This window comes from Micromonospora sp. SCSIO 07396 (assembly GCF_053667945.1).
The window spans coordinates 1,001,847-1,026,396 of sequence record NZ_CM132210.1 but is presented as its reverse complement, the minus strand read 5'-3'; the positions used below and the strand labels follow the sequence as shown (position 1 = coordinate 1,026,396).

The window sequence follows — 24,550 nt, the reverse complement described above, 5'->3', positions numbered from 1 at the left end:
GTACGACGGGTTCGCTGAGCAGCTACCGGATGAAGCCTGAGGAGGGCCCGTGCCGTTGACCAAGAGGTTCCGTCGGTTGGCGACCGTGATGACCGCCGCCGCCTCGGCCACGTTGCTGCTGGCCGCCTGCGGCGGTGGGTCCGACGACGACGGGCCGGGTGACGCGGGTGGGACCGGGAACTCCTTCGCGGCCTACCAGGAGTGCCTGCGGAACAACGGTGTGGCGCTGCCGACGATGGGCCCGTCCCGCGGCCCCGGCGGCGCACGCCCGTCCGGCCTGCCGTCGGGCTTCCCGACCGACCGCCCGACCGACCGCCCGACCGCCCGACCGTCGGGCTTCCCGACCGGCAGCGCCGACCCGTCGCGGGGCGCGGGGCGCGGCTTCCCGGGCGGCGGCCGACCCGAGGGGGTCGACGAACAGACCTGGCAGAAGGCGCAGCAGGCGTGTGCGTCGGTGCAGCCCAGCGGCCGGCCGGGCGGCCCCGGCGCATCCGGCGCACCGGGCGCACGTCCGGCTGGCTCGGACGACGGGCGGTCCACTGCCTACCGCACCTGCCTCACCGACCGGGGCCAGGATCCGGACCGGCTCGTCGACAGCGACCCGAAGACCCGCGAGGCGTTGGCCGCCTGCGCGGTGCTCAGCCCGTCCCCGACGACCTGACCACCGCCGCGCGCCGCGGTGCTGCGGCTGCCGGGCGGCACGGGACCGCCGCGCGCCGCCCGGCTCAGGAGCGGGCCAGCCGGCGCAGCAGCGAGTCGGCCCCCAGTGGGTACGCCCCGTGCCGGCGTACCCCGTCGGCGACCTCCCGGTCGGAGGAGACCACGACCACCGGGCGGCCTGGCGGTTCGGCCCGGACCAGCCGACGGATCAACTCGTCGGCGGTCTCACCCTTGCGGGAGAAGAGCACCCGTACCCCGCGCGGGGTGGGCGGCAGGCCGTGCATCCGCTCCGCCCCGTCGAAGACCACGGTCACCTCGTCGCCGGTCTGCGCGGCGATCCCGCCGAGCCCGGTGATCAACCGCTTGCGCTGCTGCTCCAGGGACATCTCCCCGAACCCGCGCTTGGTGACGTTGTAGCCGTCCACCACCAGGTGGGCGCGGGGCAGGGCGAGCAGCTGGTCCAGCCGGGCCGGGTCGTCGGTGTCCCGGGCGCGGGCGGCCGGCCCGCCCTGGGTGGTGACCGGGGCGTCGGTGAAGGCGTCGGCCACGAAGTCGGCGGGGAGCTTGTCCACCGGGTCCAGGGCCAGTTCCCGGCGCAGCCCCACGGCGGCCTGGCCGATCGTCTCCAGCAGCAGCCACAGCCGGGCGTCGTCGACCGAGCGGGCCTCCTTGGCGCTGGACCGGGCCACCCCGGCCGCCGCCTCGGCCTCGGCCAGCCGGGCCCGCGCCCGGCGCAGCTCGGCGTCGCTGTCGGCGGCGGCCCGGGCGGCCCGGCCGCGTTCGGTGGCGAGCAGCTCGTTGGCCCGGCGCTCCCGGACCTGGGTCTCCCGCAGGCTGCGCTGGAGCTGGCGGCTCTCCTCCCGGAGTTGACCCAGTTCCTCGCGGACCCGGGCCAACTCGTCGCGGAGCTTCTCCGCCTCCACCCGGGCCACCGCCCGGTCGTGCTCGGCGCGGGTGGCCCGCTGCTCGGCCTCCCGGACCAGCTCGGCGACGACCGCGCTGTCCGCCTCGGCGCGGACCGCCGCGCCGCTGGCGTCGATCAGCTCCCGCCAGCCCCGGGGGCGGACCAGATAGGCCAGGGCGGCCACCTCGACCGGGTCGGCGGCGGCCGGCGCGGTGCCCTCGACCACTGCCGCGCCGAGGTCACCGGCGTCGGTCAGCACCCGGGCGGTGACCCGCTGCCGGAACAGCGGGTCGGCGGTGAGCTGGGCGGCGATCACCGAGCCACCGAGCCGGGCCCGCCGGTTGGGGGCGAACTTGGCCACCCGGCGCAGCGGCACCGGCACCTCGTCGGCGGGTAGGCCGGGCAGGACGGCGGCGGTCAGCGCCACGATCCGCTGCCGGACCGGCTCGGGCAGGACGGGCTCCGGTTCCGGCGGCGTCGCCTCGGCGGCGTCCGTGTCGGCTGCACCGTCACCGGGCGGGTCCGCGTCGGATCCGGCCGCCCCGGCACCGGTCGCCGGCACCGGGTCGCCCCCGGTCGGGACGGCGTCGGGCAGGACGTCGGGATCGGGCCGGGCCGGCTCGGGCGCCCCCGCACCCAGGTCCCCGCCGGCCCCGGGCGCGGCGGTGGACGACCCCTCCAGCGGGAGGTGGTCGTCGTGCGGGTCGGTGAGGGGCATGGGGCAAGTCTCCCACCGCGACCGGGCCCACCGCCGGATGAGTGAGCCGATCTCTCATCCTACGCCGCCAGGGGCCCCTGGGGCTGCGGTGACGGGAGTGTCGCACCGAACGGTTAGCCTGCCGCCCGTGGCACCTGGGGAGTACGTCCAGCAGACCCTGGCCGGTCTGGACCGGTCGGCCGGTGGCGTCGATCCGGCCCTGCCGCTGTACGCGACGACGTTCGTGGTGGTCGACCTGGAGACCACCGGCGGCTCGCCCGACGGCGGGGGGATCACCGAGATCGGCGCGGTCAAGGTGCGCGGCGGAGAGGAGCTGGGGGTGCTCGCCACCCTGGTCAACCCGGGGGTGCCGATCCCGCCGTTCATCACCGTGCTGACCGGCATCACCCAGGCCATGCTGGTGCCCGCCCCGCCGGTCGAGCAGGTGCTGCCGAGCTTCCTGGAGTTCATCACCGACGCCGTGCTGGTGGCCCACAACGCGCCGTACGACGTGGGGTTCCTCAAGGCCGCCTGCGCCAGGCACGGTTACCGCTGGCCCAACCCCCGGGTGCTGGACACGGCGGCGCTGGCCCGGCGGGTGCTCAGCCGCGACGAGGTGCCCAACCGCAAGCTGGGCACCCTGGCCGCCTACTTCCGCACCGCCACCCAGCCCACCCACCGCGCGCTCGACGACGCCAAGGCCACCGTGGACGTGCTGCACGGGCTGATCGCCCGGCTCGGTGGGCACCGGGTCGACACCGTCGGCGAGGCGATCGAGTTCACCCGCGCGGTCAGCCCCACCCAGCGGCGCAAGCGGCACCTCGCCGACGGCCTGCCCAAGGGGCCCGGGGTCTACATCTTCCGGGCCGCCGACGACCGGCCGCTCTACGTCGGCACGTCGGGCGACATCGCCACCCGGGTCCGCAGCTACTTCACCGCCGCCGAGAAGCGGGCCCGGATGTCGGAGATGCTGGCCGCCGCCGAGCGGGTGGAGGCGGTCCCGTGCGCCCACCCGCTGGAGGCGGAGGTCCGCGAGCTGCGGCTGATCGCCGCGCACGCGCCGCCGTACAACAGGCGGTCGAAGTATCCGGAACGGATGGTGTGGCTCAAGCTGACCGGCGGGCCGTACCCCCGGTTGTCGGTGGTGCGCGGCCTGGCCCCCGGCGACACCGCCTTCCTCGGCCCGTTCCGCTCGACCCGGGCCGCCGAGCTGGCCGCCGCCGGGTTCCACGACGCGGTGCCGCTGCGCCAGTGCACCCACCGGCTGTCGCTGCGCACCGTCACGCCGGCCTGCGCGCTGGCCGAGCTGGGCCGCTGCCCGGCACCCTGCGAGCACCGGATCACCCCGCAGGAGTACGACGACCGCGCGGTCGCCCCGTTCCGCACCGCCACCACCAGCGACCCGCAGGTGGTGGTGGACGCCCTGCTGGCCCGGATCGAGGCGCTGGCCGCCGCGCAGCGCTACGAGGAGGCGGCGGTGGTGCGTTCCCGGCTGGCGGCGGTGCTGCGGGCCACCGTCCGGATGCAGCGGCTGGCGGGGTTGACCCGGATCGCCGAGGTGGCCGCCGCCCGGCCCGCCGCCGGGGGCGGCTGGGAGCTGGCGCTGGTCCGGCACGGGCGGCTCGCCGGGGCCGGGGTGTCCCCGCCGGGCGTCCATCCCCGACCGACGATCACCGCGATCCGGGCGACCGCCGAGACGGTGGAGCCGGGCGGGCACGGGCCGGTGCCCCGGGCCACCGCCGAGGAGACCGAGCGCATCCTGTCCTGGTTGGAACGACCGGAGACCCGGCTGGTGGAGATGACCTCCGTTTGGTCGTCCCCGGTGGCCGGCGCGGGCCGGTTCCGTGACCTGCTGGCGAAGGCCGAGGGCGGGGGGTCCCACCAACTCTCGACCGAACGCTCATGAGCAAGTGTCCGATCGGACGACCCCGCCTCGCTTAGTCTGTTAAGGGAGTGCAGTCCTGCCCGTTTCGTGGGCCTGCTTCCGGTTGCCGGCGACGGTGACCGAGGAGCCGGGGTGAGGAGGTGTCCCTCGTGGACGTCGACGCCGGACACGGCGCCGCCCTGGGGGGTGCGCTCCCGGCCCAGCCGGGTGAGCTTCCCCTGGCCCGTCGGCTACGGTCCCTGTTGAGTTGGCCGGCCAACGATGCCGACCCGGTGACCCAGTTGGTGCGTACCCACCGCGGCATCCATTCGAGCGCGGACGCCTCGGTGCTGCGCCGGGCGTACACGATCGCCGAGAACATGCACCGCGGGCAGTTCCGCAAGAGCGGCGAGCCGTACATCACCCACCCGCTGGCGGTCGCCCAGATCTGCGCCGACCTCGGGATGGACACCACCACCCTGGTCGCGGCGCTGCTGCACGACACGGTGGAGGACACCCGCTACACCCTCCAGGCGCTCAGCGAGGACTTCGGCCACGAGGTGGCGCACCTGGTCGACGGGGTGACGAAGTTCGACAAGGCGTTCTACGGCAAGGCCGCCGAGGCGGAGACGATCCGCAAGATGATCATCGCGGCCGGCAAGGACGTCCGGGTGCTGATCATCAAGCTGGCCGACCGGCTGCACAACATGCGTACCCTCGGGGTCCGCTCGGCCGCCTCCCGGGAGCGGATCGCCCGCAAGACCCAGGAGGTCCTGGTCCCGCTCTGCGACCGGCTCGGCATCCAGACCCTCAAGCGTGACCTGGACGACGTGGTGCTGCTGCACCTGGAACCCGACGAGCACGCCCGGCTGGCCCGCCACGTGCACGACCGGCCCGGCTGGGACGCCTACCTCGACGACGTGGTGGCCCAGGCCAAGGTGGCGCTGCGGCGCAGCCGGGTCGACGCCGAGGTGAGCGCCCGGCCCCGGCACCTCTACTCGATCTGGAAGGACACCGTGGCCGGCGGGCACGCCCAGCCGTACGACCTGCCCCGGATCGTGATCGTGGTGGACGGCCCGGCGACCGACTGTTACGCCGCCCTCGGCGCGGTGCACGGCCGCTGGCGGCCGGTCCCCGGCCGGTTCAAGGACTTCATCGCCTCCCCCAAGAACAACCTCTACCGCTCCCTGCACACCAGCGTCTGCGGCCCGCAGGACCGCACCGTCGAGGTGCTGATCCGGACCCGGGAGATGCACCGCTGCGCCGAGTACGGCGTGGCCGCCGACTTCCGCTTCCCCGGGGCCGCCACCGGGGCCAGCAACACCGACCAGCTCTCCTGGCTGCGTCGGGTGCTCGACTGGGAGCAGGAGGCCCCCGACCCGGCCCAGTTCCTCCAGTCGCTGCGGTGCGACCTGGCCGAGGCGCAGATCCAGGTGGTCGCCGACGGTCGGCAGGTGGTGCTCCCGGCCGGGGCCACCCCGGTCGACCTGGCCTACGAGCTGGGCACCGAGCGGGGCGACCACTGCCTCGCCGCGCGGATCAACGGCCGGCTCGCCCCGCTGGCGTCCGAACTGGACGAGGGCGACGTGGTGGAGATCTACTCGGAGAGCAGCGTCGAGAGCGGCCTCGAGGCTGACGTCGCTCCCCGGGGCCCCCGCCGCGAGTGGCTCGACTTCGTCAAGTCGCCGCACGCGCAGATGCAGATCAGCCGCTGGTTCACCGAGCACACCGAGCCCGGCATCTCCATCGCCGACAAGGTCCGCCTCGGGCGGGCCACCATCGGCCTGGCGCTGCGCAAGCACGACCGGGGCCTGGCCAGCGACCTGCCGCTGCTGCGGCTGTCGGAGGAACTCGGCTATCCCGACCTGGAGACCCTGCTGGTCGCGGTCTTCGACCGGGCCGTCGAACCGGACACCGTGGTCCGCCAGCTCATCGACCTGGTCGACCATCGACAGTGAGCCCTGGCCGGGTGACCGGTCGCCCCGCACCCCACCACGCCGCGCCGACGGCCTAGCCTGGAGGCCATGATCCTCCGTTCCCGCGCCACCGGCCGGGCCGTCGCGTACAAGGTCTTCTACCGGCTGCCGGTCTCGGTGCGTCGCCGCCTGGTCCGGCTCGCCGGCCCGAAGTACGTCGTCGGCGCGGTGGCCCTGGTCCGGGACAGCGGGGCCGCCGGGGCCGGCCGGCTCCTGCTGCTGCGCCAGCCCCCCGGGCACAGCTGGACGCTGCCCGCCGGCCTGCTCCAGCGCGGTGAGGCCCCGGTCGTCGGCGCGGCCCGCGAGCTGTACGAGGAATCCGGCGTCCGGCTCGCCCCGGAGCAGCTCCGCCCGGCCGTGCCGAACGCCGTGGTGCACACCCGGGGCTGGGTGGACATGGTCTTCGAGGCGGAGGTGCCCGCCGACACCACCACCCTGAAGGTGGACGGCGCGGAGGTCTTCGAGGCGGCCTGGCACCCGCTGGACGACCTGCCCCGGCTGAGCCGGGCCACCGCCAACCTGCTCGGCCACTACGGCATCGGGCCGCAGGCCGGCCGGCCGACGACGTGACCGCCCCGGACGGCCTGTGCGCGGTGGTGCTGGCCGCCGGTGAGGGCACCCGGCTGCGTCCGCTGACCGCCCGGGTACCCAAGGCGCTCTGCCCGGTCGGTAACGTGCCGCTGCTGGACCGGGCCCTGCACCGGCTCGCCGGCCTGGGCCTGACCGGGCCGGACCGGGTCGCGGTGAACGCCTGCTACCTGGCCGACCAGGTGGTGACGCACGTCGGCGACCGGGCACACCTGTCGGTGGAGCCGGGTGACCCGTTGGGCACCGCCGGCGGGTTGGGCAACCTGCGGGACTGGATCGCCGGCCGGGGGGTGCTGGTCGGCAACGCCGACGCGTACCTGGCCGATCCGGGTGTCGACCCCGGCCCGGACGTCGCGGCGTTGCTGGCCGGCTGGGACTTCCGGTCCGTACGCCTGCTGGGGCGGCCGGCACCCGACCCGCACGCCCCCGGCACCTTCGACGGGCACGTCTTCACCGGCTTCTCGCTGTTGCCCTGGCACCGGGTGCGGGAGCTGCCGGCCAGCTTCGGTGACCTGGTCCGCACGGTGTGGCGGCCGGCGGAGGCGGCCGGTGAGCTGACCGTGGTGCCGTACCCGGGCACGTTCTTCGACACCGGCACGCCCGCCGACTACCTGGCGGCCAACCTGCACGCCGCAGGCGACGGCACGCTGGTCGCCCCGGACGCCACCGTCACCGGCCACGCCCGGCACGCGGTGGTCGGCGCGGGCGCGGTGGTACGCGGCGACGTGGAACGGGTGGTGGTGTGGCCCGGCGCGACGGTCGGCCCCGACGAACGGCTCCGCGACGTGATCCGGGCGGCCGACGGGCTCACCGTGGCCGCCTCATCGGGCAAAGGTTGATCACCGGTGTCAGAATCACCGGCATGCAGCCCTCCGCGCCCCGAATCCCCCTGTCAATCGGCTACCGGTCGAGCCGTACCGGTCGGGTCGTCTCGTTGGTGGTGCTGGGTGTCCTGCTCACGGTGACCTGCGGCTGTGTCGGTGCCGTCCTCGGGATCGTCCTGAACGCGTCGGTCGGTGCGGGCACCTCGGGCAGCGCGGCGGTGCCGGCACTCGTCGCCCTCCTGTCGGCCGGGCTGGTCGCCGTCCTCGTCGGCCTGCTGGTCACCAGCGTCGTGCGGACGAACGCCTGGTTGGAGGGCACCCGACTCACCGTGGTCCGGCTCACCACGAAGAGCGTCGACCTGCGGGCCGCCCGGTCGGTGACGTTGCAGGCCACCGCCGTCGCGCACACCGGCGTCGCCAGCGACGGCTCGGTGGTCGCCACCGGCGCGGTCACCCGTACCCCGGTGCTCACCGTCACCACTGACACCGGCACGGTCAAGCTGGGGCTGCGCAGCAGGGAGAGCCTGCTCATCCCGCCGCCCGAGATGTACGCCCTGGCCGCCGCGCTGGACACCGCCCGCTGCCCGGGAGCGGCCGAGGCGGCCGGCTGGCTGCGCGCCATGGCCGCCGACCCCCGCACCATGCTGCTCTGACCGACGTCGTGCGGCACTAGCATGGTCGACGACACCAGGCCGGCGTCGCGCCGGGCACGACGAACGGAGAATCGTCAAGTGATCACCGCGATCGTCCTGATCGACTGCGCCACCGACTCGATCCCCGAGGTGGCCGAGAACCTGGCCAACCTGCCCGGGGTCAGCGAGGTCTACTCGGTGGCCGGGCACGTCGACCTGATCGCCATCGTCCGGGTCCGGGAGTTCGAGCAGATCGCCAAGGTCATCGCCGGCAGCATCTCCAAGGTCCCCGGGGTGCTCAACACCGAGTCGCACATCGCCTTCCGCGCCTACTCCCAGCACGACCTGGAGGAGGCGTTCGCGATCGGCCTGGCCAGCGCCGACTGACCGACGCCCGACAGGCGACGGTGGCCGGCCCCGTCGGGGACCGGCCACCGTCAGGTGGTACGGGACGTCAGCTGTTGCCCGGCACCGGCGTCTCGGTGGTGCCACCCGGTTCCGGCGACTCCGTGGTGCCGCCCGGGGCCGGGGACTCGGTCGTGCCGCCCGGAGCCGGCGTGCCGTTGCCGGGGCTCGCGGTGCCGCTGGCGCTGGTCTGCGGGACCGGAACGCCCAACTCCTGGGCCAGGGCGACCAGCGCGTCGTAGTGCGCCTGCAACACCGGCAGCGCGTCCTGCGCGAGCTGGACCACCGACTGCTCGGAGCCCTGCGAGATCTCGGTCTGGGTGGCCTGGATGGCCTGCACGTGACCGGCCAGCTCAGCGGTCACCCAGGCCTTGTCGAACGCGGCGCCGTTGAGACCGTTGAGCTTGTCGATCACCTTCTGCTGGTCGGCCGTCGGCGCGTTCGGCAGGGTCACGTTCAGCTGCTGGGCGGTGCTCTTCACCGTCTGGTCGAGCTGGGTGTGATCGGTGACGAACTGCTGCCCCAGCTGCTTGACCTGCTCGTTCTGCCCCTTCTTCTGGGCCAGGTTGCCGGTGACGATCTCCGCCAGGTTGACCTGGTGCACCGCCTGCAGATACTGGGTGTCCTGCGCCGACGGCTGCGCGGCGGCCTGCGCGGCAGCCGCGGGAGCCAGGCCGACCACCACCAGCGTGGCCAGCAGTCCCAGGCGTTTGATACCCACCATGTTCCCTCCCCGTTTTCGTTGGACCGCACGGATACCCGGCTGGCGCGGGTTATTCCTGTGCTTTCCACCCGTTGGTGGCCGGTCACGCCACCACCGACCGCCGGGCCGGCAGCCGCCGGAACGGACGAAGCGCCCGCCGAGGACTCCGGCGGGCGCTTCGGCGCAGTGGGTACGGGCAGGTCAGCGGCGGGAATCCCCGCTGCCGATCTCCTCCCGCTCGGGGCGGGGTTCCACCGGCGGGTGCCCCGGCGAGACCGGCGCCTCGACCGGCTTCTCGATCGGGTAGAAGAAGCCCCGGATCGCCGGGCCGAGCGCCCCGAGCCGGTTCATCTTCTTCGGCACCACCCAGCCGACGTAGTCCAGTTCGCCGTGCCCGTGGCCGTCACCGGCGCTGAGCGGCTGGTGGACCTCCTCGAACCGGCCGTCGGGCAGCCGCCTGATGATGCCGGTCTCCACGCCGTGGGCCAGCACCTCCCGGTCGTGCTGCTGGAGACCGAGGCAGATCCGGTACGTGACGTAGTACGCCAGCGGCGGGACGAACAGCAGACCGATCCGGCCCGCCCAGGTCATCGCGTTCAGGCTGATGTGGAACTTGTCGGCGATCACGTCGTTGGCCCCGGAGAGGGTCAGCACGATGTAGAAGGCGACGGCCATCGCGCCCACCGCGGTCCGGGCCGGGACGTCCCGGGGCCGTTGCAGCAGGTTGTGGTGCCGGTAGTCCTTGAGCTGCCGCGCCTCCACGAACGGGTAGAGCGTGGAGAGGCCGACCAGGATGCCGGGCAGCACGACCGTCGGCCAGAACAGCGGCGGGATGACGTACCCGTTGCCGATCGGGATGTTGATCTCCCAGGCGGGCATCAGTCGGGTCGAACCGTCGAGGAACATGACGTACCAGTCGGGCTGGCTCGCGGCCGAGACCACCCACGCCTCGTACGGGCCGAAGTACCAGATCGGGTTGATCTGGAACAGGCCGCCCATCAGCGCGATCACGCCGAAGACGACCATGAAGAAGCCGCCCTGCTTGAGCGCGTAGCGCGGGAACATCCGCTCGCCGACCACGTTGTCGTTGGTCCGGCCGGGGCCGGGCCACTGGGTGTGCTTCTGCTTGAACACCAGGCCCAGGTGGGCGCTGATCAGCGCGACCAGCAGGCCCGGGATGAGCAGCACGTGGGCGATGAAGAACCGGCTGATGATGATCTCACCGGGGAACTCGCCGCCGAAGACCGACGAGGTGACCCAGGAGCCGATCACCGGGATCGACAGCATGATGCCGGAGGCGATCCGCAGGCCGGTGCCGGACAGGCCGTCGTCCGGCAGCGAGTAGCCGGTGAAGCCGGCCAGGAAGCCGACCCAGAACAGCAGCGAGCCGATGATCCAGTTGGTCTCCCGCGGCTTGCGGAACGCGCCGGTGAAGAAGACCCGCATCATGTGCACCACGATCGCGGCCATGAACAGCAGCGCCGACCAGTGGTGCATCTGCCGCATGATCAGGCCACCCCGGACATCGAACGAGATGTCCAGGCTGGAGGCGTACGCGGCGGACATCGGGGTGCCCCGCAGCGGGGCGTAGCTGCCGTTGTAGACCACCTCGGTCATCGCCGGCTCGTAGAAGAAGGTCAGGAAGACCCCGGTGAGCAGCAGCACGACGAACGAGAAGAGCGCGATCTCGCCGAGCAGGAACGACCAGTGGTCCGGGAAGACCTTGTTCAGCAGCTTGCGCAGCGGGGTGGCGACCTGGAAGCGGTCGTCCACTCCCCCGGCGGCCTTGCCCGGCACCGCTGCTACGTCAAACTTTCGGCGCTTCATGGCCGCTCCCAGAAGTCGGGGCCGACGGTTTCGGTGTAGTCGGACTTCGCCACGAAGAAGCCTTCCTCGTCCACCTCGATCGGCAGCTGGGGCAGCCGCCGGCTCGCCGGGCCGAAGACCGGCCGGGCGTTGTCGGTGATCAGGAACTGGCTCTGGTGACACGGGCAGAGCAGCCGGTTGGTCTGCTGCTCGTACAGGCTCGCCGGGCAACCGGCGTGGGTGCAGATCTTGGAGTACGCCGCGTAGTTGCCCCACATGTAGTCACCGTGGCCGACCCGCGAGTTGGCCTGCCGGGACTTCTCCGCGTCGGTCTCCCGCAGGTGGATCAGCAGGGTCGGCGAGTCGGCGTGCTTGTTGCTCACCCCGTGCTCGATGCCCGGGAACACGGTGAGCTGGCCGCCGGCGCTGACGTCGGCCGGGCGGATCGGCCGGCCGTCCTCGCGGACCAGCCGGATCTTCTTGCCGTCCTGCGGGGCGAAGCCGGTGGTGAACATCTGGTTGTTCTTGTGCGGGTTGGAGATCAGCCCGCCGACCAGCGGGGCCGCGGCGACCGCGCCGACCGGCAGCAGGCCGGCGACCAGCGAGACGCCGAGCAGCGGACGACGCCGTACCCCCATCTCGTCGGCGAGGTAGAGCATGGTCTCGCCGGTGATCTTCCGGTCCTCCGCCGACCCGGGACCGTCGTGCCGGTCCTGGATCGAGACCTCCTTGGGCAGCAGCTTCTTGCCCCAGGTGAGGATGCCGAAGCCGATGCCGAGCAGGGCGACGCCCAGGGTGAGGCCGAGCAGCGGGGTGTACCACTTGTCGCCACCGCGACCCGGCTCGTACTCCCAGGGCCACCAGATGTAGACCACCAGGAACGCGGTGGCGGCCAGGCCGGTGAGCAGGAACATCGCCGCGACCGTACGGGTCAGCCGGCGCTCGGCCTTGCTGCCCGGGACGACCTGCTCCTCGTAGTGGACGATCTCGATGTCGTCCCGGCGGGCACCCTCGGTGACGATGTCGAACCGGGACAGCCGGGGGTCGTGGACGTCGAGCGGCTCCCGGTCCTGCGGGGCGTGCTGCTCGGTCGTGGTGCTCATGCCGTCACCTCGCTACGGGCGGTGCCGACGCACGGCACCACGGCAATGGTGTTGACGATCCGCCCGGTCACGACTTGCCCGCAATCCACAGGCTCGCGAAGACCAGCGCGACGATGCCCACCAGGAAGATCGCCAGGCCCTCGGTGGAGGGGCCGTACCGGCCGAGGTTGAAGCCGCCCTGGTCCTGGTCGGCCTTCAGGGTCTCCTGGATGTAGGCGATGATGTCCGCCTTCTGCTCCGGGGTGATCTGGTTGTCGCCGAACACCGGCATGTTCTGCGGGCCGCTGAGCATCGCGGCGTAGATCTGCGCGTCGCTGGCCGGGTTCAGGCTCGGGGCGTACTTGCCGGAGGAGAGCGCGCCGCCGCCACCGCCGAACGCGTGGCACTGCGAGCAGTTGATCCGGAACAGCTCGCCACCGGTGGCCAGGTTGGCCCCCTCGCGGAGGTTGCCCTGCGGGACCTGCGGGCCCCCGCCGAGCTCCTGGATGTACTGACCGAGCTGACGCACCTGCTCGTCGGTGAAGACCGGCGGCTTGCGCATGGCCTGCGCCTCCTGCCGGGCCATCGGCATCCGACCGCTGCCGACCTGGAACTCGACCGACGCGGCACCGACCCCGATCAGGCTCGGGCCCCGACCCTCGACGCCCTGGGCGTTGCGGCCGTGGCAGGTCACGCAGCTCACGTCGAACAGCGCCCGACCCTCGGCTGCGGCACCGGTCAGCGGCGGGTTTTCCTGCGCCTGCACGCCCGGGGCGAAGACGGTGTAGGCGCCGCCGGCCAGCGTCAACGCGGCGATCAGCCGGAACGCCGCGCCCAGCCGGCGGCGGCCCCTGCTGCGCGCCGCGGGCCGCCCGCGCAGGCGCGCGAGCAGACCGCGTCGGCGGTCGTTGTCAGAAGTCATGACCTGTGTCCTTAACCGGTTGGACCTTGTCTCAGGGGACGGAGCAGCGGCGCGGAACGTGACACGCCAAGATCACTGAAGCCAGTAGATCATGCCGTACAGCCCGATCCACACGACGTCGACGAAGTGCCAGTAGTACGACACGACGATCGCCGACGTGGCCTGGGCCGGGGTGAACCGGCCCATGGTGGTGCGGATCATGAAGATGATGAAGGCGATGAGACCGCCGGTCACGTGCAGGCCGTGGAAGCCGGTGGTCAGGTAGAACATCGACCCGTAACCGTCTTCGTTGATCTTCACGCCCTCGTGCACCAGGGTCAGGTACTCGTTCGCCTGGCCGAGCACGAAGATCAGGCCCATCACGAAGGTGACAGTGAACCAGCGCCGCAGGGCGTGCACGTCACCCTTCTCGGCCGCGAACACACCGAGCTGGCAGGTCACCGAGGACAGCACCAGGATCACCGTGAAGGTGGTCGCATAGGGGATGTTGAGGACCTCGGTGTGCTTCTCCCACTGCTCCGGCGCCGCCGCGCGGATCGAGAAGTACATCGCGAACAGCGCCGCGAAGAACATGAGTTCGCTGGAGAGCCACACGATCGTCCCGACGCTGACCATGTTGGGCCGCGTCAGAGAGTGGATCCGGCTCTTGTCAATGGCTGGGGCCGCAGTCACGCGGTCATTATTGCCCTTGACCGGGGCGGGCGATCAGCGGGGGGCCAAACCCGGGTGAGGGATGGCCCGATCGTGGCGGTCCGGTTCGCCTGGCCTAGCCTGAAAAGCGTGCTGCACGTCGATTCGATCTTCGCCGCCACCTCGACGGCCCCGCCCATCAGCCTCGCGGCGGGCGGCGTCGAGGTACCGCCGCCGTTCGACATCACCCGGGTCTTCACCGAGACCCGGCTGGACAGCTGGCTCGCCCTGGGCCTGGTCCTCGCCGCCGGCCTCTACCTCTACGGGGTGCACCGGCTACGGCTGCGCGGCGACCGCTGGCCGGTCATCCGTACCGTCTGCTTCCTCGGGCCGGGGCTGGGCGGCATCGCCGCGGTCACGGTCAGCGGCCTGCACGCCTACGACACCGCCCTGCTCTCGGTGCACATGGTGCAGCACATGGTGCTGTCGATGATCTCCCCGATCTTCCTGGCCCTGGGTGCGCCAGTCACCCTGGCGCTGCGCACCCTGCCGGTCGGCCCGCGCAAGCGGCTGCTGGCGGTCGTGCACAGCCGGATCGCCCGGATCTACGGCTTCCCGCTGGTGGCGTTCGCCATCTTCGTGGTCAACCCGTTCGCGCTCTACTTCACCGACCTGTACCGCTACACCCTCGAACACGCCTGGGCGCACGAGCTGGTGCACGCGCACTTCATCATGACCGGCTGCGTGTTCTTCTGGCCGCTGCTCGGGCTCGACCCGCTGCCCGGCCGCTGGCCGTACCCGGCGCGGGCGCTGCTGATGCTGCTGTCGGTGCCGTTCCACACCGTGCTCGGGCTCACCATCATGCAGAGCACCACGCTGTTCGGCGGCGACTGGTACCCCTCGCTGGGCCTGGCCTGGTCGGACCCGTGGAACGACCAGGTGGTCGCCGGCGGCATCCTGTGGGCCGGTGGCGAGTTCGTCAGCGTGACGATGATCGCCGTGCTGGTGGTGCAGTGGATCAAGCAGTCCGAGCGGGAGGCCCGCCGGGTGGACCGCGAACTGGACCGGCAGGAGGCCCGCGACCGCGCCGCCGCGGCCACCGCTGTCCCCGCCTCCGACGCCGTGACCACCGCCCCCGCAGGTCCGCCCGCCACCCCCGCCACGGCCCCCGGAACCCCGTCCTGAGCTGCCGGGACACCTGGTCCGCCGGGGGCCGGCAGGCGGGATGTCGGGTACGCCACACCGCCCGGTACGATCAACGGGCAGCAACGAGGAGTACAGCCCATGAGTGAGCGCAGCGAGCCAGTCAGGCTCAGTGCGACGGTGCCTCATCACGGCACGGAGCGAAGCGGAGTGTCGGCATGAGCGAGCGTCTCTGCACCGTCCTGCTCTACAGCGACGACCAGCAGGTCCGCGACCGGATGCGGCTGGCCGTCGGCACCCGTCCCGCGCCGGGCATCCAGATCGAGTTCGTCGAGGCGTCCGACTACTTCGGCTGCGTCCGGCTGGTCGACGACTACGAGATCGACCTGATGCTGCTCGACGGCGAAGCCAGCCCCGGCGGCGGCATCGGCATCGCCCGCCAGATCAAGGACGACCGGGACGACGCACCGCCCACGTGCGTGGTCATCGCCCGGGCCGCCGACCGATGGCTCGCCTCGTACGCGCAGGTCGACGGCGTGCTGATGCACCCGCTCGACCCGGTGACCACCGGCACCACGGTCGCCGAGCTGCTGCGTACGCACGCCGCCGCCTGAGTCGCAGACACTCGGCGGCGCCCAGGCGCCCGGGGTGACGGGCGCACCCGTCCACCCGCACCCACGCCCGCTCGGGAGGCCCACCATGGGCGATCGGACCTGGCCGCACCTGCTCAACGCGCTGCTGCGTGGCGACGAGCTGTCCACCGCCGACACCGCCTGGGCGATGAACGAGATCATGGCCGGTGCCGCCGTACCGGCACAGATCGCCGGGTTCGCGGTCGCGCTGCGGGCGAAGGGCGAGACCCCGGCCGAGCTGGCCGGCCTGGTCGAGGCGATGCTCGGCAACGCGGTGCCGGTGACGCTGCCGGAGGAGCTGCGGCGCACCGCGGTCGACGTGGTGGGCACCGGCGGTGACCTCGCCCACACGGTCAACATCTCGACGATGACCGCGTTGGTGGTGGCCGGGGCCGGGGTCCGGGTGGTCAAACACGGCAACCGGGCCGCCTCGTCCCTGTGCGGCACCGCCGACCTGCTGGAGTTCTTCGGCGTACCGCTGGATCTCGGCCCGGAGCAGGTGGCCCGGTGCGTGGCCGAGGCGGGGATCGCCTTCTGCTTCGCGGCCCGGTTCCACCCCGGGATGCGTCACGCCGGCCCGGTCCGGCGGGAGATCGGCGTGCCGACCGCGTTCAACTTCCTCGGCCCGCTGACCAACCCGGCCCGGCCGCACGCCGGGGCGGTCGGCTGCTTCGACGCCCGGATGGCCCCGGTGATGGCCGAGGTCTTCGCCGGCCGAGGCGACTCGGTGATCGTGATGCGCGGCGAGGACGGCCTGGACGAGTTCACCACCGCCGCGCCGACCCGGGTCTGGGTGGCCCAGCACGGCACCGTACGGGAGGCGCTGCTGGACGCGGCCGACCTCGGGGTACCCCGGTCCACCCTGGCCGACCTGCGGGGCGGCGACGCGGCGCACAATGCCGCCGTGGCCCGGCGACTGCTGGCCGGCGAGGCCGGTCCGGTCCGCGACGCGGTCCTGGTCAACGCGGCCGTCGCGCTGGCCACCCAGACCCCGCTGGACGGTGACCTCACCGAGGCGGTCCGCGCCGGCATGGCCCGGGCCGCCGAGTCCGTCGACTCGGGGGCGGCGGCGGCCGTCCTGGACCGCTGGGTCGACGTCGCCCGGTCCCTCTGACCCTCTCCCGTCCCGCTGACTCCCGACCGCCTCCGCAACGGCGGACCGGCCGGCCCGGTCGGCGCGTCACGCGGGGTGGCACCCTGCCCGCGTGACGCGGGCGGGCGGCGTGACGCGCGGAACGTCGAGGTGACGGGCTGGTGGGGTGGCGGGGAACTGTCGGAGGGGCGTGGGAAACTACATCGGAGTAGTTTTCCGTTTCCGGTGATGGCGGCGATGGCCATCGGCGGCTTCCGGAGCGAGAGGAGACGCCCGTGTCGGACCGCGAGCTCTACTGCGACACCTGCGAGGGCGTTCAGCCGTTCGAGACACCGCCGTGCCCCGACGGTCACGGCGTCGACTGCCCCGAGCTGGCCTGCACCGGCTGCGGGGCGGCGGTGCTGATCGCGACCTTCGCCTTCCAGCCCACCCGCCTGGCCGACCGTCGCCGCCGCCCGTCGGCCGGTCGTCACGCGGCCTGACCCCTGCGGCTCCCGGTCCCGTCGCGGGCTCCGTCCCGCTGGGCGGCATGGCAGGATCACCTGATGCTCCGACTCACGGATTTCATCATCGACTGCCCGGACACGATAAAGCTGGCGGACTTCTATGCCGCGGTGACGGGTCGCCCGGTCAAGGCGGGCAGCGACGAGGAGTGGGCCGGCATCCGGTTCGGCGAGATCGAGCTGGCCTTCATCAGGGTGGCGGACTACCGCGCCCCGCAGTGGCCCGACGGCGCACACCCCAAACAGTTCCACCTCGACTTCGAAGTCGACGACATCGAGGCCGAGCAGCGTCGTGTCCTGACCCTCGGCGCGACGCTGGCGCAGGACTTCGTCGGCCCCGACGGCTACGGATGGCGGGTCTACACCGACCCCGTCGGTCACCCCTTCTGCCTCTGCCGCAACCGGGGCGTCACCTGGACCGACCAGGGACCCGTCTGGCTCGAGCCGGCCTGATCCACCCAACCGGGCCGAAACAGCGGCATCAGGCCCGCCGGGATACCGCGACTCCGGCCCGCCGGAGTCGATCACCTGACGACGACGGGCCCGCCTCCCGGGTAGGGAGCGGCGGGCCCGTCGTCGTCAGGTCAGTGCTCGGCGGTGCGCCGGGTGCCGGAGTAGTACTCGAAGAGCAGGCCGCAGGCGGCGAAGATGACCATCACCAGGCCCAGCCCGAGCAGCCAGAACTGCCAGAACACCAGGCCCAGACCGGCGACCGCGGCGGCCAGTGCCAGCCCGAACGGCCAGTAGCTGCCGGGGCTGAAGAAGCCGATCTCGCCCGCGCCGTCGGCGATCTCACCGTCCGGCCGGTCCTCCGGGCGCAGGTCGATACGGCGGGAGACGAACCAGAAGAAGCCGCCGCACATCGCGCAGAGCAGGAAGGACAGCAACAGCGCCACCGTGCCGACCCACTCGACCTGGCCGCCGTCGCCGTAGGTCCACGCGCCGTAGAGGGCCGTCGCGCCGAGCAGGAACACGGCGATGATCAGGAAGATACGCCACTCGGTCTTCATGCCGGATACCTCAGTTTCCCGCGCTCGCGGACGCGTCGTCCGGGTTGAAGTTGTCCTTCGTACGACGGGTGTCGAACGGCTGTGTGGTCGTCGCGTACGGATCCTGGCCGATGGCGGTCAGCGCCTCCTGCGTCGACTTGCCGTCCCGCTTGGCCGCGAGGAACTGGTCGTACGCCTCCGGCGAGACCACCCGCAGCTCGAAGTTCATGAAGGCGTGGTAGCTGCCGCACAGCTCGGCGCAGCGGCCCACGTACGCGCCCTCGGACTCCAGCTTGGAGACCTCGAACACGTTACGGATCTTGCCGGGCATCACGTCCCGCTTGAACAGCAGCTCCGGCACCCAGAAGGAGTGGATGACGTCGCGGCTGGTCTCCTCGAACCGGATGGACCGGTCGGTCGGCAGCACCAGCACCGGAATGACCTCGCTGGTGCCCAGCACCGATGCCACGGTGTTGGCCTCGGTGCCCTGGCCGTCGCGGTAGTTGAACTGCCAGTTCCACTTGAAGGCGACGACCTCGACGGTGACGTCGGGGTTCTTCGTCGTGCGCACCACGTCGGTCTGCACCACGGCCGTGTAGTAGAACAGCACGGAGACGATCAGGATCGGTGCGATGGTGTAGAGGAACTCCATCGGCAGGTTGTAGCGGGTCTGCACCGGCAGCTCGTTGCCGCGCTTGCGGTAACGCACGACGCACCAGAAGATCAGGCCCCAGACGAAGACACCGACCGCCAGGGCGGCGATGCAGGAGGCGATCCACAGGTCGTACATCCGGTGCGACTCGGGGGTGATGCCGCCCTGCGGCCAGCCGAAGCCGTCGACCGAGCGGCCGACGTCACACCCGGTGAGCAGAACCAGCAGCGCAGCTCCGCCGAGACCGAGCCCGGCGAGCCGGCCAGCACCACGCCGCCGACGCACACCGGCTCCGGGGGAAGCACCGTGCCGTACGGCCGACGGCCGTACCTCCGAACTCCTTGCGACCACCTGGTCCTGCCTCCCTAGCGCGCCGCGGTGGGGCTTTCCATCAGCACCGACGGCAAAGGCGTCACCGACGGTCGCAGATTACTCGACCATGGCGGGCTCGACGGTCTTGGGGTCAGTGTCCGCCCCCATCGGGGGGGTGCCTCCGTCCCCGACGCGATAGCGTCTGCGGTCGTGAGTGCCCACCCGGTCTACCTGGACGCGGCCACCGCCGCGCCGCTGCACCCGGTCGCCCGGCAGGCGCTGCTGGCCGCCCTCGACGACGGCTGGGCCGACCCCGCCCGCCTCTACAGCCGGGCCCGCCGCGCCGGCCAGCTCCTCGACGCCGCCCGCGAGGCCACCGCCGCCACCCTCGGCGTCCGCCCCGACGAGGTCTCCTTCACCCCCAGCGGTACGCACGCCGCGCACTCCGCCGTGCTCGGTGGCCTGGTCGGCCGGCAGCGGACCGGGGCGACGCTGGTGCACTCGGCGATCGAACACTCGGCGGTGCTGCACGCCGCGCAGCGGCACGTCGCGGCCGGTGGGACCGCCACCTCCGTACCGGTGGACCGGCTCGGCCGGCTCGACCTGGATGCCTGGTCGGCGGCGGTGCACTCCCCCGGGGTGGCGCTGGCGGCGTTGATCGGGGCCAGCCACGAGGTGGGCACCGTGCAGCCGGTCGCCGTGGCCGCCGAGTCCTGCACCGCCGCCGGGGTGCCGCTGTACGTCGACGCGGCCCAGTTGGTGGGCCGGGTGCCGGTGCCCGCCGGCTGGTCGGTGCTGACCGCCAGCGCGCACAAGTGGGGCGGTCCGCCCGGGGTCGGGCTGCTGGTGGTCCGCAAGGGCACCCGCTGGGAGTCGCCGTGGCCGGCCGACGAACGGGAGTTCGGGCGTACCCCCGGGGTGGTGAACCTGCCGGCGGTGGTGGCGGCGGCGGCGAGCCTGCGCGCGGCGGCGGCCGACGCGGCGGCCGAGGCGGCGAGGCTGACGCCCCTGGTGGACCTGATCCGGTCCCGGGTCGCCGCCGAGGTGCCGGACGTGGAGGTGGTCGGCGACCCGGTCGACCGGCTCCCCCACCTGGTGACGTTCTCCTGCCTGTACGTCGACGGCGAGGTGCTGCTGCACGCGCTGGACCGGCGCGGCTTCGCCGTCTCCTCCGGTTCCTCCTGCACCTCCTCCACGCTGCGCCCGTCGCACGTGCTGGAGGCGATGGGGGTGCTGTCGCACGGCAACGTCCGGGTCTCGCTGCACCGGGAGACCACCGGGGCGGACGTCGAGCGGTTCCTCGCCGAGCTGCCCGGGATCGTCGCCGAGCTGCGCGCCGACGCCGGCGTGGTGGGCCTGTGACCGGGCCGGACGACCTCCCCACCGGGCCGGCCGGCGACGGGCCGGTGACCACCCCGCCCGACCCGACCCGCCCGCCGACCAGGACGGGCGACGACGGGGCCGGGCCGGTGGGCCGCCCGACCGGGGCCAGCAACGACGGGGCCGGGCCGGTGGGCCGGTGGGCCCGGGCCAGCGGCGGCGGGGCTGGGCCGGTGGAGGTGCTGGACTGTCGGGGGCAGCGCTGCCCGCTGCCGGTGATCGCGCTGGCCCGCCGGCTACCCAAGCTGCCCGTCGGCGCGGTGCTACGGGTCCTCGCCGACGACCCGGCCGCCGCCGTCGACATCCCCGCCTGGTGCCGCATGCGCGCCCACGAGTTCGTCACCACCCTCCCCGAGGGCCCAGGCTACGAAGTACGCCGCACCCACTAACCCCACCCCACCCCGCCCCACCCCACCCACCCGCTCCGTCGATCATGGAGTTGTGGTGGCCGATCTGCGGCATTACTGCCGGTTCGAAGGCACCACAACTCCATGATCGACAGAAGCGGGGGTGGTGGGGGTGGGGGTGGGGGTGTCGATCCAGATCAGGTGGAGGCGGCGGCCGGTGCGGGTGAAGAGGCGCAACGCGCTCTCGGCGGTGGCGAAGTGCCCGGTCGACGTTCTCCCGTCGTGGCGCAGCAGGGCGCTGTCGGGGAAGGCCAGGCCCCAGGCGAAGACCGCGCCGTCGAGGCGGTCGCCGTACTCCTCGCAGAGCGCGAACCGGCGTGGGGCGAACTCGTTCGCGAGGTCGACGAGCATCAGGTGGAACTCCTCGGGCGTGCCGAGCGGCGCGGGGTCAGGCATGAGCACCTCCAAGAGTCGTTGCTATACGTATAGCTTCTATCCTTGCTCTTCGGAAGACTCGACGGCATGATGTTCTCGTCGGTACACATGGTGGAGGCGATACATGGGCAGGCGAACAGATCCTTCGGCGCTGCGTTGGCTGATCGGTGCCGAGCTGGGTCGGTACCGCCGCGAAGCACCGATGACGCTGACCGAGCTGTCGGCCAGCACCGGCATCGGCAAGCCGAAGCTCGGCCACATGGAGACCGGCCGTTACCAGCAGTTTCCCGAGGACATCGCCGCCGTGCTCCGCGCCTGCGGGGCCGACCAGCCCGCGATCGACCGGCTGACCACGCTGGCCGGCCGCTCCGACGCCAAGACCTGGTGGGCACCCTGGGCCGCGGTGATGCCGGACTGGTTCAAGACGTACGTCGGGCTGGAAGGGCTGGCCGACGGGGCGTTCGTGTTCGAGTCGATGGTCATCCCCGGTCTGCTCCAGACCGAGGAGTACGCCCAGGCGCTGACCCTGGGCACCGGGTTCGTCCGCCCCGACCACGCCGAGCGCTTCGTGTCGTTCCGGCAGACCCGGGCCCGGCGGCTCACCGACGACGACCCGCTCACCCTGCACGCGGTGATCGGCGAGGCGGCGCTGCGACTACGGGTCAACGGCGACGAGACCCGACGGGCCCAGCTCGCCCACCTGGCCACCATGTCCGAGCTGCCGAACGTCACCGTGCAGGTGCTCCGCCCCGAGGACGGCCCGCACGCCGCCGGTGCGATCGGCAAATTCGTCCTGCTGGACTTCGCCAACGTCCGCCCGATCGCCTACACCGAGGTACTGGACGGGGCGATGTACGTGCAGGACCCGGACGGGGTCCGCACCTATAGCATGGTGGCAGACAACCTGCGCCAGGTCGCCCTCTCGCCCGCCGAGTCACGCGCGCTGATCAGGGAGTTGGCCGGCGCGGCCTGACCCCCCGGAGGCCACCGTGCGCACCCCCGACCCCACCACCGCCCGCTGGTTCACCAGCAGCCGCAGCACCAACAACGGCGACTGCGTCGAGTGTGCCGTCCTGCCCGACGGGGTGGCGGTGCGGGACAGCAAGGACCGGTCCGGCCCGGTGCTGACCTTCCCCGCCCGTCAGTGGGCGGCGTTCGTCGCCGCCACCCCGACCCGCTCCCCCGGTCACGCCGGCTGACCCCGCCCGGCTCGGGCCGCCTTCCCCGAAACCGGCCGCCAGCCGAACCGGCCGCACGCCAGGTGCCCGAACCGGCCGCACGCCAGGTGCCCGGACCGGGACCGCCAGGTGCCCGGACCGGGACCGCCAGGAGGGCCGGGATCAGGTGAGGTAGCGGAGGATCGCCGGGAGCGGGTCGATCGGGATGGTGGTGTCGACCACCAGGCGGGGGCCGATCAGCGGTTCGTACCCCGTGCCGCGCTGCCGGGTCTGCTCCCAGGTCGGGGCGAGCGGGTCGGCCGTGTGCCGGGCCTCGACCCGGCGGCGCAGTTCCGCCTCGTCGCCGCAGTACACCTCGATCAGCTGCAGCGGCACCCCGGCGCGTTCGGCCAGCTCGAACCAGAGCTCCCGGGTGCCGGCTGCGGGGTTGGCCGCGTCGACCACCACGCTCGCGCCCAGCCCCAGCTGCACCTCGACCAGCCCGGCCAGCGCGTCGTAGCCGGCCTGGCCCGCCCCGGGGCCGGTCAGCCCGTGCCGGGCCAGCGCCCGCTCGATCGGGTCGACCGCCAGCACTGTCGCGCCCAGTGCCACGCCGACCTGCCCGGCGAGGGTGCTCTTACCCACCCCCGGCAGGCCGGCGAACACGACAAGCATCTGCGTCATGGCACCAGGTGCGGTCGGACATCCTCGGCGGCGTCGTCCCCGTACGACTCGGCGATCCGCTTGACGAACAGGTCGCGGCGCACCTCGTACTCCTGGGTGCCGACGGTCTCCAGCACCAGGGTGGCCAGCAGCGAACCGACCTGGGCGGCGCGTTCCAGGCCGAGCCCCCAGGACAGGGCGGCGAAGAAACCGGCCCGGAAACCGTCGCCGACACCGGTCGGGTCGACGGCCCGGATCTCCCGGGCGATCGGCACCCGGAACGGCTCAGCGTCCCGGGTGGCGATCTCGACGCCGTCCTTGCCGAGGGTGGTGACCCGCACCTTCACCCGCTCCAGGAGCTGGGCGTCGGTCAGGCCGGCCTTGCTCTGCAACAGCGACTTCTCGTAGTCGTTGGTCATCAGGTACTCGGCGTCGTCGATCAGCGAGACCACGTCGTCGCCGTCCATCCGGGCGAGCTGCTGGGACGGGTCGGCGACGAAGGGGTAGCCCCGGTCCCGGCACTCGGCCGAGTGCCGGATCATCGCCTCCGGGTCGTTGGCGCTGACCAGGACCAGGTCGAGGCCGCCGAGCCGGTCCGCGACGGGACCCAGCTCGATGTTGCGGGCCTCGCTCATCGCGCCGGCGTAGAACGAGGCGATCTGGCACATGTCGGTGTCGGTGGTGCAGACGAAGCGGGCGGTGTGCGCCACCTCACTGACGTGCACCGAGTCACAGTCCACGCCGTGCCGCTCCAGCCAGGAGCGGTAGTCGGCGAAGTCGGCACCGACCGCGCCGAGCAGGACCGGACGCAGCCCGAGCTGCCCCATGCCGAAGGCGATGTTGGCGGCCACCCCGCCCCGCCGCAGCACCAGGTCGTCCACCAGGAAGGAGAGCGACACCTTGTGCAGCTGGTCGGCGATGAGCTGGTCGGCGAAGCGACCCGGGAAGCTCATCAGGTGGTCGGTCGCGATCGAGCCGGTCACGGCGATCTTCATGTCAACCCTCGGGGTCGGGAGCAGGGCGCGGGTCAGCCTACCGGTCCGGGCGGGACGACGAGGGGGCCGTCCCGGCGCGGGACGGCCCCCTCGGACGGACCTGGACTCAGCTGAACGAGTCGCCGCAGGCGCAGGAGCTGCCCGCGTTCGGGTTGTCGATGGTGAAGCCCTGGGCGTCGATCCGGTCGGCGAAGTCGATGGTCGCCCCGGCCAGGTAGGGGGCGCTCATCCGGTCGACGACGACCTCGACCCCGTCGAAGTCGGTGACGACGTCACCGTCGAGCGAACGCTCGTCGAAGAAGAGCTGGTACCGCAGGCCGGAGCAGCCACCCGGCTGCACCGCGACCCGCAGCCGCAGGTCGTCGCGGCCCTCCTGCTCGATCAGGGCCTTGACCTTCTGCGCCGCGACGTCGGTGAGGACGACGGAAGTGGGGGCCTGGGCCTCGGTCGGGTCGGTCTGCGCTGGCGTGGTCACGTGGAAATCTCCCTGCGCGGTATGGGTCCGGACACCCTGGCCAACAGCACGTGTCGCCCAGTGATTCCCGGTGTGGTCCAG

General features: G+C 72.6%; 28 protein-coding genes. 16 read left to right on the top strand and 12 right to left on the bottom strand.

The window, feature by feature from the left end; translation table 11 throughout:
* Positions 1-49 precede the first annotated feature (49 nt).
* Positions 50-661 carry a hypothetical protein gene (locus ACWCHM_RS04690; RefSeq protein ID WP_454221587.1) on the top strand — a complete coding sequence of 204 codons (612 nt, stop codon included), beginning with the start codon at positions 50-52 and terminating at the stop codon, positions 659-661.
* Between the two features lie 64 nt (positions 662-725).
* Here ACWCHM_RS04690 and ACWCHM_RS04685 read toward each other — a convergent pair whose 3' ends face one another.
* A complete protein-coding gene (locus tag ACWCHM_RS04685) occupies positions 726-2,282 on the bottom strand; it encodes an NYN domain-containing protein (RefSeq protein WP_281895442.1) in 1,557 nt (518 codons plus the stop codon).
* A gap of 127 nt (positions 2,283-2,409) precedes the next feature.
* Between ACWCHM_RS04685 and ACWCHM_RS04680 the strand changes: the two genes are divergently transcribed.
* From ACWCHM_RS04680 to ACWCHM_RS04655, 6 genes are all read left to right on the top strand, one after another.
* Positions 2,410-4,167 carry a DEDD exonuclease domain-containing protein gene (locus ACWCHM_RS04680; protein WP_204959339.1) on the top strand — a complete coding sequence of 586 codons (1,758 nt, stop codon included), beginning with the start codon at positions 2,410-2,412 and terminating at the stop codon, positions 4,165-4,167.
* A 128-nt stretch (positions 4,168-4,295) separates the two neighbouring features.
* Complete coding sequence (locus ACWCHM_RS04675; protein WP_204959645.1) at positions 4,296-6,083, top strand: RelA/SpoT family protein; 1,788 nt, start codon at positions 4,296-4,298, stop codon at positions 6,081-6,083.
* Between the two features lie 66 nt (positions 6,084-6,149).
* A complete protein-coding gene (locus ACWCHM_RS04670) occupies positions 6,150-6,671 on the top strand; it encodes an NUDIX hydrolase (protein ID WP_281895436.1) in 522 nt (173 codons plus the stop codon).
* Entirely contained in the window at positions 6,668-7,528 is an 861-nt protein-coding gene (locus tag ACWCHM_RS04665) for a sugar phosphate nucleotidyltransferase (RefSeq protein WP_454221586.1), read from the top strand. The genes ACWCHM_RS04670 and ACWCHM_RS04665 overlap by 4 nt, the downstream gene beginning before the upstream one ends.
* Before the next feature lie 23 nt (positions 7,529-7,551).
* Entirely contained in the window at positions 7,552-8,166 is a 615-nt protein-coding gene (locus ACWCHM_RS04660) for a hypothetical protein (protein ID WP_454221585.1), read from the top strand.
* Positions 8,167-8,244: 78 nt separating this feature from the next.
* Positions 8,245-8,532: an Lrp/AsnC family transcriptional regulator gene (locus ACWCHM_RS04655; RefSeq protein WP_088644676.1), complete on the top strand. Its 288-nt coding sequence runs from the start codon at positions 8,245-8,247 to the stop codon at positions 8,530-8,532.
* Between the two features lie 67 nt (positions 8,533-8,599).
* On the opposite strand, the gene ACWCHM_RS04650 is transcribed toward ACWCHM_RS04655, so the two are convergent.
* The 5 genes from ACWCHM_RS04650 to ctaE all read right to left on the bottom strand — a co-directional run bounded on the left by ACWCHM_RS04650 (position 8,600) and on the right by ctaE (position 13,735).
* Positions 8,600-9,274: a DUF4142 domain-containing protein gene (locus tag ACWCHM_RS04650; protein ID WP_204959343.1), complete on the bottom strand. Its 675-nt coding sequence runs from the start codon at positions 9,272-9,274 to the stop codon at positions 8,600-8,602.
* A gap of 180 nt (positions 9,275-9,454) precedes the next feature.
* The gene (gene qcrB, locus ACWCHM_RS04645) at positions 9,455-11,080 is read right to left on the bottom strand and encodes a cytochrome bc1 complex cytochrome b subunit (RefSeq protein WP_204959344.1); all 1,626 of its coding nucleotides are present in this window, start codon (positions 11,078-11,080) and stop codon (positions 9,455-9,457) included.
* On the bottom strand, positions 11,077-12,162 hold the full coding sequence (gene qcrA / locus ACWCHM_RS04640; RefSeq protein ID WP_204959345.1) for a cytochrome bc1 complex Rieske iron-sulfur subunit: 1,086 nt from the start codon (positions 12,160-12,162) through the stop codon (positions 11,077-11,079). The genes qcrB and qcrA overlap by 4 nt, the downstream gene beginning before the upstream one ends.
* A gap of 67 nt (positions 12,163-12,229) precedes the next feature.
* Complete coding sequence (gene qcrC, locus ACWCHM_RS04635) at positions 12,230-13,063, bottom strand: cytochrome bc1 complex diheme cytochrome c subunit (RefSeq protein ID WP_204959346.1); 834 nt, start codon at positions 13,061-13,063, stop codon at positions 12,230-12,232.
* A 72-nt stretch (positions 13,064-13,135) separates the two neighbouring features.
* The gene (gene ctaE / locus ACWCHM_RS04630; protein ID WP_204959347.1) at positions 13,136-13,735 is read right to left on the bottom strand and encodes an aa3-type cytochrome oxidase subunit III; all 600 of its coding nucleotides are present in this window, start codon (positions 13,733-13,735) and stop codon (positions 13,136-13,138) included.
* A 108-nt stretch (positions 13,736-13,843) separates the two neighbouring features.
* Here ctaE and ACWCHM_RS04625 point away from each other — a divergent pair, with 108 nt between their 5' ends.
* The 5 genes from ACWCHM_RS04625 to ACWCHM_RS04605 all read left to right on the top strand — a co-directional run bounded on the left by ACWCHM_RS04625 (position 13,844) and on the right by ACWCHM_RS04605 (position 17,517).
* On the top strand, positions 13,844-14,878 hold the full coding sequence (locus tag ACWCHM_RS04625) for a cytochrome c oxidase assembly protein (protein WP_204959348.1): 1,035 nt from the start codon (positions 13,844-13,846) through the stop codon (positions 14,876-14,878).
* Between the two features lie 176 nt (positions 14,879-15,054).
* The gene (locus ACWCHM_RS04620; RefSeq protein WP_204959349.1) at positions 15,055-15,450 is read left to right on the top strand and encodes a hypothetical protein; all 396 of its coding nucleotides are present in this window, start codon (positions 15,055-15,057) and stop codon (positions 15,448-15,450) included.
* An 85-nt stretch (positions 15,451-15,535) separates the two neighbouring features.
* On the top strand, positions 15,536-16,582 hold the full coding sequence (trpD, locus tag ACWCHM_RS04615; protein WP_454221584.1) for an anthranilate phosphoribosyltransferase: 1,047 nt from the start codon (positions 15,536-15,538) through the stop codon (positions 16,580-16,582).
* Positions 16,583-16,836: 254 nt separating this feature from the next.
* Positions 16,837-17,043, top strand: a complete 207-nt coding sequence (locus tag ACWCHM_RS04610; protein WP_204959351.1) for a hypothetical protein — start codon at positions 16,837-16,839, stop codon at positions 17,041-17,043.
* Between the two features lie 63 nt (positions 17,044-17,106).
* Positions 17,107-17,517, top strand: a complete 411-nt coding sequence (locus ACWCHM_RS04605; protein WP_454221583.1) for a VOC family protein — start codon at positions 17,107-17,109, stop codon at positions 17,515-17,517.
* Positions 17,518-17,648: 131 nt separating this feature from the next.
* Here ACWCHM_RS04605 and ACWCHM_RS04600 read toward each other — a convergent pair whose 3' ends face one another.
* Complete coding sequence (locus ACWCHM_RS04600; RefSeq protein WP_204927841.1) at positions 17,649-18,074, bottom strand: cytochrome c oxidase subunit 4; 426 nt, start codon at positions 18,072-18,074, stop codon at positions 17,649-17,651.
* A gap of 10 nt (positions 18,075-18,084) precedes the next feature.
* The gene (ctaC, locus tag ACWCHM_RS04595; RefSeq protein WP_204959353.1) at positions 18,085-19,056 is read right to left on the bottom strand and encodes an aa3-type cytochrome oxidase subunit II; all 972 of its coding nucleotides are present in this window, start codon (positions 19,054-19,056) and stop codon (positions 18,085-18,087) included.
* Between the two features lie 171 nt (positions 19,057-19,227).
* On the opposite strand from ctaC, the gene ACWCHM_RS04590 reads away from it, so the two are divergent.
* Entirely contained in the window at positions 19,228-20,379 is a 1,152-nt protein-coding gene (locus ACWCHM_RS04590) for a cysteine desulfurase family protein (protein WP_454221582.1), read from the top strand.
* 191 nt (positions 20,380-20,570) lie between these two features.
* The gene (locus tag ACWCHM_RS04585) at positions 20,571-20,786 is read left to right on the top strand and encodes a sulfurtransferase TusA family protein (protein ID WP_454223014.1); all 216 of its coding nucleotides are present in this window, start codon (positions 20,571-20,573) and stop codon (positions 20,784-20,786) included.
* 72 nt (positions 20,787-20,858) lie between these two features.
* Here the strand turns inward: ACWCHM_RS04585 and ACWCHM_RS04580 are convergent, their stop codons facing one another.
* Complete coding sequence (locus tag ACWCHM_RS04580) at positions 20,859-21,200, bottom strand: hypothetical protein (protein ID WP_454221581.1); 342 nt, start codon at positions 21,198-21,200, stop codon at positions 20,859-20,861.
* Between the two features lie 103 nt (positions 21,201-21,303).
* Here ACWCHM_RS04580 and ACWCHM_RS04575 point away from each other — a divergent pair, with 103 nt between their 5' ends.
* Both ACWCHM_RS04575 and ACWCHM_RS04570 read left to right on the top strand, forming a co-directional pair.
* Positions 21,304-22,152, top strand: a complete 849-nt coding sequence (locus ACWCHM_RS04575) for a helix-turn-helix domain-containing protein (protein WP_363792291.1) — start codon at positions 21,304-21,306, stop codon at positions 22,150-22,152.
* Between the two features lie 16 nt (positions 22,153-22,168).
* Positions 22,169-22,378, top strand: coding sequence for a DUF397 domain-containing protein (locus ACWCHM_RS04570; RefSeq protein ID WP_454221580.1), 210 nt, complete (start codon positions 22,169-22,171; stop codon positions 22,376-22,378).
* Positions 22,379-22,519: 141 nt separating this feature from the next.
* Here ACWCHM_RS04570 and ACWCHM_RS04565 read toward each other — a convergent pair whose 3' ends face one another.
* The 3 genes from ACWCHM_RS04565 to erpA all read right to left on the bottom strand — a co-directional run bounded on the left by ACWCHM_RS04565 (position 22,520) and on the right by erpA (position 24,469).
* On the bottom strand, positions 22,520-23,020 hold the full coding sequence (locus ACWCHM_RS04565) for an AAA family ATPase (protein WP_454221579.1): 501 nt from the start codon (positions 23,018-23,020) through the stop codon (positions 22,520-22,522).
* The gene (locus ACWCHM_RS04560) at positions 23,017-23,994 is read right to left on the bottom strand and encodes a carbohydrate kinase family protein (RefSeq protein ID WP_204959359.1); all 978 of its coding nucleotides are present in this window, start codon (positions 23,992-23,994) and stop codon (positions 23,017-23,019) included. The genes ACWCHM_RS04565 and ACWCHM_RS04560 overlap by 4 nt, the downstream gene beginning before the upstream one ends.
* Positions 23,995-24,100: 106 nt before the next feature.
* Positions 24,101-24,469: an iron-sulfur cluster insertion protein ErpA gene (gene erpA, locus ACWCHM_RS04555; protein WP_204959360.1), complete on the bottom strand. Its 369-nt coding sequence runs from the start codon at positions 24,467-24,469 to the stop codon at positions 24,101-24,103.
* Between the last annotated feature and the right edge of the window lie 81 nt (positions 24,470-24,550).